The 6,082-nt window shown below is 39.8% G+C and carries 7 protein-coding genes; 2 read left to right on the top strand and 5 right to left on the bottom strand.

Annotated elements, in window-relative coordinates:
• Positions 1 to 140 precede the first annotated feature (140 nt).
• The 3 genes from hpf to ACLOR3_RS09950 all read right to left on the bottom strand — a co-directional run bounded on the left by hpf (position 141) and on the right by ACLOR3_RS09950 (position 2,740).
• Positions 141 to 686: a ribosome hibernation-promoting factor, HPF/YfiA family gene (hpf, locus tag ACLOR3_RS09960; RefSeq protein ID WP_006596830.1), complete on the bottom strand. Its 546-nt coding sequence runs from the start codon at positions 684 to 686 to the stop codon at positions 141 to 143.
• Between the two features lie 87 nt (positions 687 to 773).
• The gene (locus tag ACLOR3_RS09955; protein WP_411401003.1) at positions 774 to 1,379 is read right to left on the bottom strand and encodes a ComF family protein; all 606 of its coding nucleotides are present in this window, start codon (positions 1,377 to 1,379) and stop codon (positions 774 to 776) included.
• 62 nt (positions 1,380 to 1,441) lie between these two features.
• On the bottom strand, positions 1,442 to 2,740 hold the full coding sequence (locus ACLOR3_RS09950) for an ATP-dependent helicase ComFA (RefSeq protein WP_411401002.1): 1,299 nt from the start codon (positions 2,738 to 2,740) through the stop codon (positions 1,442 to 1,444).
• Between the two features lie 55 nt (positions 2,741 to 2,795).
• Here ACLOR3_RS09950 and ACLOR3_RS09945 point away from each other — a divergent pair, with 55 nt between their 5' ends.
• On the top strand, positions 2,796 to 3,428 hold the full coding sequence (locus tag ACLOR3_RS09945; RefSeq protein WP_411401001.1) for a YigZ family protein: 633 nt from the start codon (positions 2,796 to 2,798) through the stop codon (positions 3,426 to 3,428).
• Positions 3,429 to 3,519: 91 nt separating this feature from the next.
• On the top strand, positions 3,520 to 4,449 hold the full coding sequence (gene cysK / locus ACLOR3_RS09940) for a cysteine synthase A (RefSeq protein WP_048715306.1): 930 nt from the start codon (positions 3,520 to 3,522) through the stop codon (positions 4,447 to 4,449).
• A 51-nt stretch (positions 4,450 to 4,500) separates the two neighbouring features.
• On the opposite strand, the gene ACLOR3_RS09935 is transcribed toward cysK, so the two are convergent.
• A complete protein-coding gene (locus ACLOR3_RS09935; RefSeq protein WP_048715304.1) occupies positions 4,501 to 4,869 on the bottom strand; it encodes a S1 RNA-binding domain-containing protein in 369 nt (122 codons plus the stop codon).
• On the bottom strand, positions 4,866 to 6,082 hold a 1,217-nt coding region (locus ACLOR3_RS09930), incomplete at its 5' end, for a peptidylprolyl isomerase (protein WP_412037198.1). The genes ACLOR3_RS09930 and ACLOR3_RS09935, both read right to left, overlap by 4 nt.

Below are 6,082 nucleotides of genomic sequence, written 5' to 3'. Positions count from 1 at the left end.
AGTATATCACGACCATGAAATCTTGTCAATATCTTTTTTCTATTTTTTTAAATTTTTTTGTTTTTTATTTAGAAACTTTATCTTCCTTTAATATAGGAAAGCTCCTGTATGTTCTACAGGAGCTTTCTTATTGTATTAGCTTATTTTTCTTTGACTTCAAGAAGTCCTACATCTCCATCTTCACGACGGTAGATGACGTTTGTTGTGTTGTCTTCCACATCTTTGTAGATGAAGAAGTCATGTCCCAATAGTTCCATTTGTAGAATGGCTTCATCTAGTTCCATTGGTTCAATGTCAATCGTTTTTGTGCGGACAACTTTTTCAAGAGCAACGCTTTCCTCAACCAGAGCGTCTGTAAAGATTTTGCTGGTTGCAGATTTGCTACGATTTTTCTTTTCAATTTTTGTTTTATTCTTTCGAATTTGACGTTCAATCTTATCAACTACCAAGTCGATTGATCCATACATATCTTGAGAAACATCTTCTGCACGAAGTGTAATGGAACCAAGTGGAATCGTGACCTCAACTTTTGCAGTTTTTTCACGATAAACTTTTAGGTTTACGCGGGCATCCAATTCTTGCTCTGCTTGAAAATATTTTTCAATTTTTTCGAGTTTAGAAACGACGTAGTCGTGAATGGCTTCTGTTACTTCTAGGTTTTCACCACGGATACTATATTTAATCATATAAGTACCTTCTTTCTAAACGTTTTTCTTTTTATATCTATATTATAACGCTTTCATTTTGTTTTTGCAAATATATTTTTGATTATTCTATCTTGCTAATGAAAAAGATTTTATTTCTTTCACCCCATTTACAATTAACATTTCTTTTGCTCTTTCGATGGTTGCTCCTGTTGTATAGATATCATCCACTATCACTATATTCTCAGGCCAGCTTTGATTTTCTGGCTCTATACGTTCAAAGACTTGTTCTACTTTCAATCTCTCCTTTTTATTTTTTTGTGATTGGGCCTTTGTATTCTTTTTTCTCAATAGGTCTTGATAGGGGATCCTTGCAGATTCTAAAATGGCTGTTACTTGATTAAATCCCCTTTTCTTTTTTCTCGCATCGCTTAAAGGTATGGGAACTATGGTATAGCCTTTATATTTTTTTAGTTCTGCCTTCATTTCTTTAGCAAAGAGACAAGCTAACAATTGGTCACCCTGAAATTTGTACCTTTGAAAATATTCCTTCATTTCTTCATTATAATAATAAAGCGCTTTATGGTTTACCTTCTTTCCTTTTCGTTTCCACTCTTGGCAATCTTCACAATAGGTTTCTGAGGATTTCTTATAACAAGACTGGCAACCAGCTTCACTTACTGGTTCAAACTTGTTTTTACAGTTGTCACACATGGTTGGATTATCCTTTTTCATTAGGATGAGGCTCTTTAAGGATTCTTGATTGGAAATCTCTTCATCACATAGCAAACAATTACTCAAAAACCTGCCTCCCGATTCATTTCTTTTATTTCTTTAATAGCTTGCGTCATCTCTTTGCTACTACCTTCTGCCAAGTATAGTAATTCCCCTGTGGGTCTTTCCATACTTCTTCCCACACGACCAGCGATTTGAACCAGAGCGCTCTTGGTAAACAATCGATGGTTGGCCTCAATCACGAACACGTCTACTTTAGGGAAGGTGACCCCCCGTTCAAGAATGGTCGTTGACACAAGGATGGTGATTTCTTGATTGCGAAATTTTTCTACCAGTTCCAACCTATTATCCGTTTTTGAGGTTACCAGTTCGATGATCTCATTCTTGAAGGCCCTTCTTAATAGAATGAGGATTTTTTCTCCTAATTCGATTTCTGATACAAATAGGATCAGGGGGAAAGAGGTTTTCCGTTGTTCTTTTATTAGCTTGAGCAACTTCGTTGGCACTTGTTTCTTTTCTACTTTTTTACGTAGATCTTTTAGCCATACTTTTTTAGGGACCACAAGGGGATTACCATGAAAGCGTCTAGGTAGGCTAACGCGTTTTATCTCCTGTTTTTTGACCTTTTTATCCAATTCTTCTGTGGAGGTAGCTGTCAAATAGATGAGCTTCCCGTTCTTGGTCACTGCATTTGAAACGGCATGATAGAGAACGGGGTTGTCAACAAAAGGAAAGGCATCGACTTCATCGATTATGAGGAGATCGAAAGCTTGGTAAAATTTGAGTAATTGATGAGTAGTGGATATGACAAGAGGCGTTCGGAAATAAGGGTCTGAATCACCGTGCAACAAGGAGATGGGACAGGAAAAGTCCAGCGTCATCCGTTTATACAATTCAATACACACGTCAATCCTGGGTGTAGCAATGCACACACATCTCCCTTTTTTAATCATCTCCGCCACCACTTGGTACATCATTTCCGTTTTACCTGCGCCTGTTACTGCGTGTACCATCATTGGCTTGCTTTCTATTAAGGATTGAACCAACTCCTGGGAAACCCGACTTTGAAAGGGAGTTAAGGTCCCCTGCCATCTTAAGACTTCTTCTTGCGGAAAGGCTTGTTGGGGAAAATAATAAAGTGCTTGGTCACTCCTAACTCTTCCCAATTGAATGCAGGCTCTACAATAGTAGCTTCCTATCTGTAGTTTCCATCTAGCCTTATCAATCTTGGTTCCGCACCGATTACAAATTAACCCCATCTTTTCCTGCACTATAGTTGGTAGTTGCTGAGCCTGCTCAAGCAGGTCATCCTCCAGTTGGTCTTGGGTGAACAAGCGTCCATAACAATCTTCAAGTTTCATACTTATATATTCGTAAAAGCTCGCAGTTTTAAGAGTTTTTTTGTAAAATAAATGTATGGAATACAAGACTTTTAAAGAGGACGGTCTCGTCCAAGAAGAAATTAAAAAATCCCGCTTTCTTTGCCATGTTAAACGAGTTTATTCTGAAGAGGAAGCTCGCGAGTTTATAGCCGCTATCAAAAAGGAACATTATAAGGCAACTCACAATTGTTCTGCTTTTGTCATTGGAGAACAATTTGAAATTAAACGGACTAGTGACGATGGCGAACCGAGTGGGACTGCTGGCGTGCCCATGCTTGGTGTTTTAGAGAATCACGAACTGACCAATGTCTGCTGTGTCGTCACTCGTTATTTTGGAGGCATCAAGCTAGGAGCCGGTGGACTCATTCGCGCTTATGCTGGCAGTGTCGCACAAGCTGTAAAAGAAATCGGTCTCGTTGAAATAAAAGAGCAGGTTGGTCTAGGGATTAGCTTAACTTACCCCCAATACCAAGAGTTTGCGAACTTTTTATCCGCTCACCAATTAACAGAATTCCAGACAGACTTCACCGATGCTGTCTTTAGTCTGATCTATGTAGATAAAGAGCAAAAAGAGGATGTGATTGCGGAACTGATTGATTTTTACCATGGAAAAGTTGAGATTAGTGATCAGGGGTTAAAGGAAGTGGAAGTTCCTATCCCGTTATAAAAAAAGGCTATCACCTTGATAGCTTTTTTATATTTTACAAACCTTCTTACTGGCGGTATACTGGATACACTAACAAAGGAGTGTATATCGTATGCCAATCTATCAAAATATTACAGAATTAATCGGAAAAACACCTATTGTAAAATTGAATCACCTAGTACCTGAAGGGGCTGCTGAGGTCTATGTTAAATTAGAAGCCTTCAACCCTGGTTCATCTGTCAAAGACCGGATTGCTCTTAGCATGATTGAAAAAGCAGAACGAGATGGACTTCTTCAACCTGGTTCTACTATCGTTGAAGCAACCAGCGGAAATACAGGAATCGGTTTATCATGGGTCGGAGCTGCCAAAGGGTATAAAGTGGTTATCGTCATGCCTGAAACCATGAGTGTTGAACGTCGAAAAATCATTCAAGCTTATGGAGCAGAACTTGTCTTAACTCCAGGTAGTGAAGGAATGAAAGGAGCTATCGCTAAAGCAGAAGAAATCGCTGCAGAACGAAACGGTTTCCTTCCCCTCCAATTTAACAATAGCGCCAACCCAGAAGTCCATGAAGCAACAACAGGACAAGAAATTTTAGAAGCTTTCGGACCAAATGGATTGGATGCTTATGTCAGTGGTGTTGGAACTGGTGGAACTATTTCAGGTGTTTCTCATGCCTTGAAAAAAGTCAACCCAGCTGTCCAAGTCTATGCAGTTGAAGCAGATGAATCAGCGATTCTTTCTGGTGAAAAACCTGGACCACACAAAATCCAAGGATTGTCAGCAGGTTTCATTCCAGAAACGTTGGATACCAATTCTTATGATGGCGTAATCCGCGTCACTTCTGAACAAGCTTTAGAATTAGGTCGCTACATTGGTGGAAAAGAAGGATTCTTAGTTGGGATTTCATCTGCTGCCGCTATCTATGCAGCAATTGAAGTCGCTAAAGAGCTTGGAGCTGGTAAAAAAGTCTTGGCTTTGGCACCGGATAATGGGGAACGTTACCTTTCAACTACCCTTTACGATTTTGATCAAGAATAAAAAAGAGGCTACGATGTAGCCTCTTTTCTTTCTATCTGCAGAAACAAATTCTTATTTTCCCTGACTGGTGTCACTCAAAAATTCTTTACTTTCTTTAATCCAAATAGGTAATTGTTTGGCTAAAGGAGTAAAACCGATCTTATGGCGATCATTTGAAAAACGATGATGGCGAAAATGCTTTCTGTTCCCAGCTTCTAAGGCTCGAAGGGACAAGCTAGCCTTCCCAGAGTATTCATCTATATCAATAACCTGGGTACAAACTTGATCCCCAATTTTTAAGATATCATGAATGTTGTCGATATATCCACTGCGGATTTCAGAAATATGAATCAAACCGGTTACCCCTGTCTCTAATTCAACAAAGGCTCCATAAGGTTGCAAGCCTGTCACAACACCCTTGAGTTTATCCCCGATTCTCATGCCTCTCCCTCAATGTCAATCGATTCCATGACCACGTCTTCTTTAGGTTTGTCCATGGCACCTGTCTCAACAGCCGCAATTGTATCCAATACTTGATAAGAAGCTTCATCCATCAATTGCCCGAATACTGTGTGACGACGGTCCAAATGAGGAGTTCCTCCTTCTTCTGCATAAATCTCTGCAATGGCTTCAGGCCAACCACCACGGGCAATTTCCTTTTTAGAATAAGGAAGGTGTTGGTTTTGAACAATGAAGAATTGACTACCGTTGGTATTTGGACCAGCATTGGCCATGGATAGCGCACCACGGATATTGTACAACTCTTCTGAGAATTCATCTTCAAAAGACTCTCCATAGATGGATTCTCCACCCATACCTGTTCCAGTTGGGTCCCCACCTTGGATCATGAAATCTTTAATGATGCGGTGGAAAATCACTCCATTGTAGTAGCCATCTTTTGCAAGTGCAATAAAATTTGCTACTGTTTTCGGTGCTTGATCAGGGAAGAGACGAATCTTCATATCTCCATAGTTGGTATGAATCGTCGCAATTGGTCCTGTTTCTTGATCCATTTTTGTTTGTGGTAAGTGCAATTCTTTTTCAACCATTTTTAACTCCTCTAAGGCATGTAAGATGCCATCTTCTTCTAAATTTTTTGTGACATAATCTGCTTTAGCTTTTAATGCATCCTGGGCGTTTCCCATGGCAATCGCTAAACCAGCATAGTCAAATAGTTCTAAGTCGTTCAATCCATCCCCAAATGTTAAGACATTTTCTGGTTTGAATCCCAATTTTTCGACTACTTTTGAGACACCATGAGCTTTTGATTGCTGATCTAAGACAACATCTGATGAGATTGGGTGCCAGCGAACCAAACGCAATTTTTGCTCCAAATTCTCAGGTAGGGCATCAACTGTTTTACCAGTCTCGAAAGTCCACATCTGATAAATGGGATGTTTGGCAGCAAAATCGGGATCTACTGGTAGCTTTGGATAAATGGGGTCAATAGCCCGACTTATCTCTTCTGTCCGAGTCGAAAGAGCTGCTTGGTGATTCCCAACCAAACCATAATGAATCCCTACCTGCTTAGCCCAAGCAATAAAGTCCTGAACAAGTGGATTTGGTACCCTTTCTTCATAAATGACATGCTCCTTACAATCAATCACGTAGGAACCATTCAAAGTGACATAGAAATCAGGTTGGAGAGCCTTGA

The sequence above is a fragment of the Streptococcus intestinihominis genome (assembly GCF_046824975.1).
Classification (GTDB): domain Bacteria; phylum Bacillota; class Bacilli; order Lactobacillales; family Streptococcaceae; genus Streptococcus.
The sequence above is the reverse complement of the archived record's forward strand: the minus strand, read 5'-3'. Positions and strand labels throughout refer to the sequence as shown.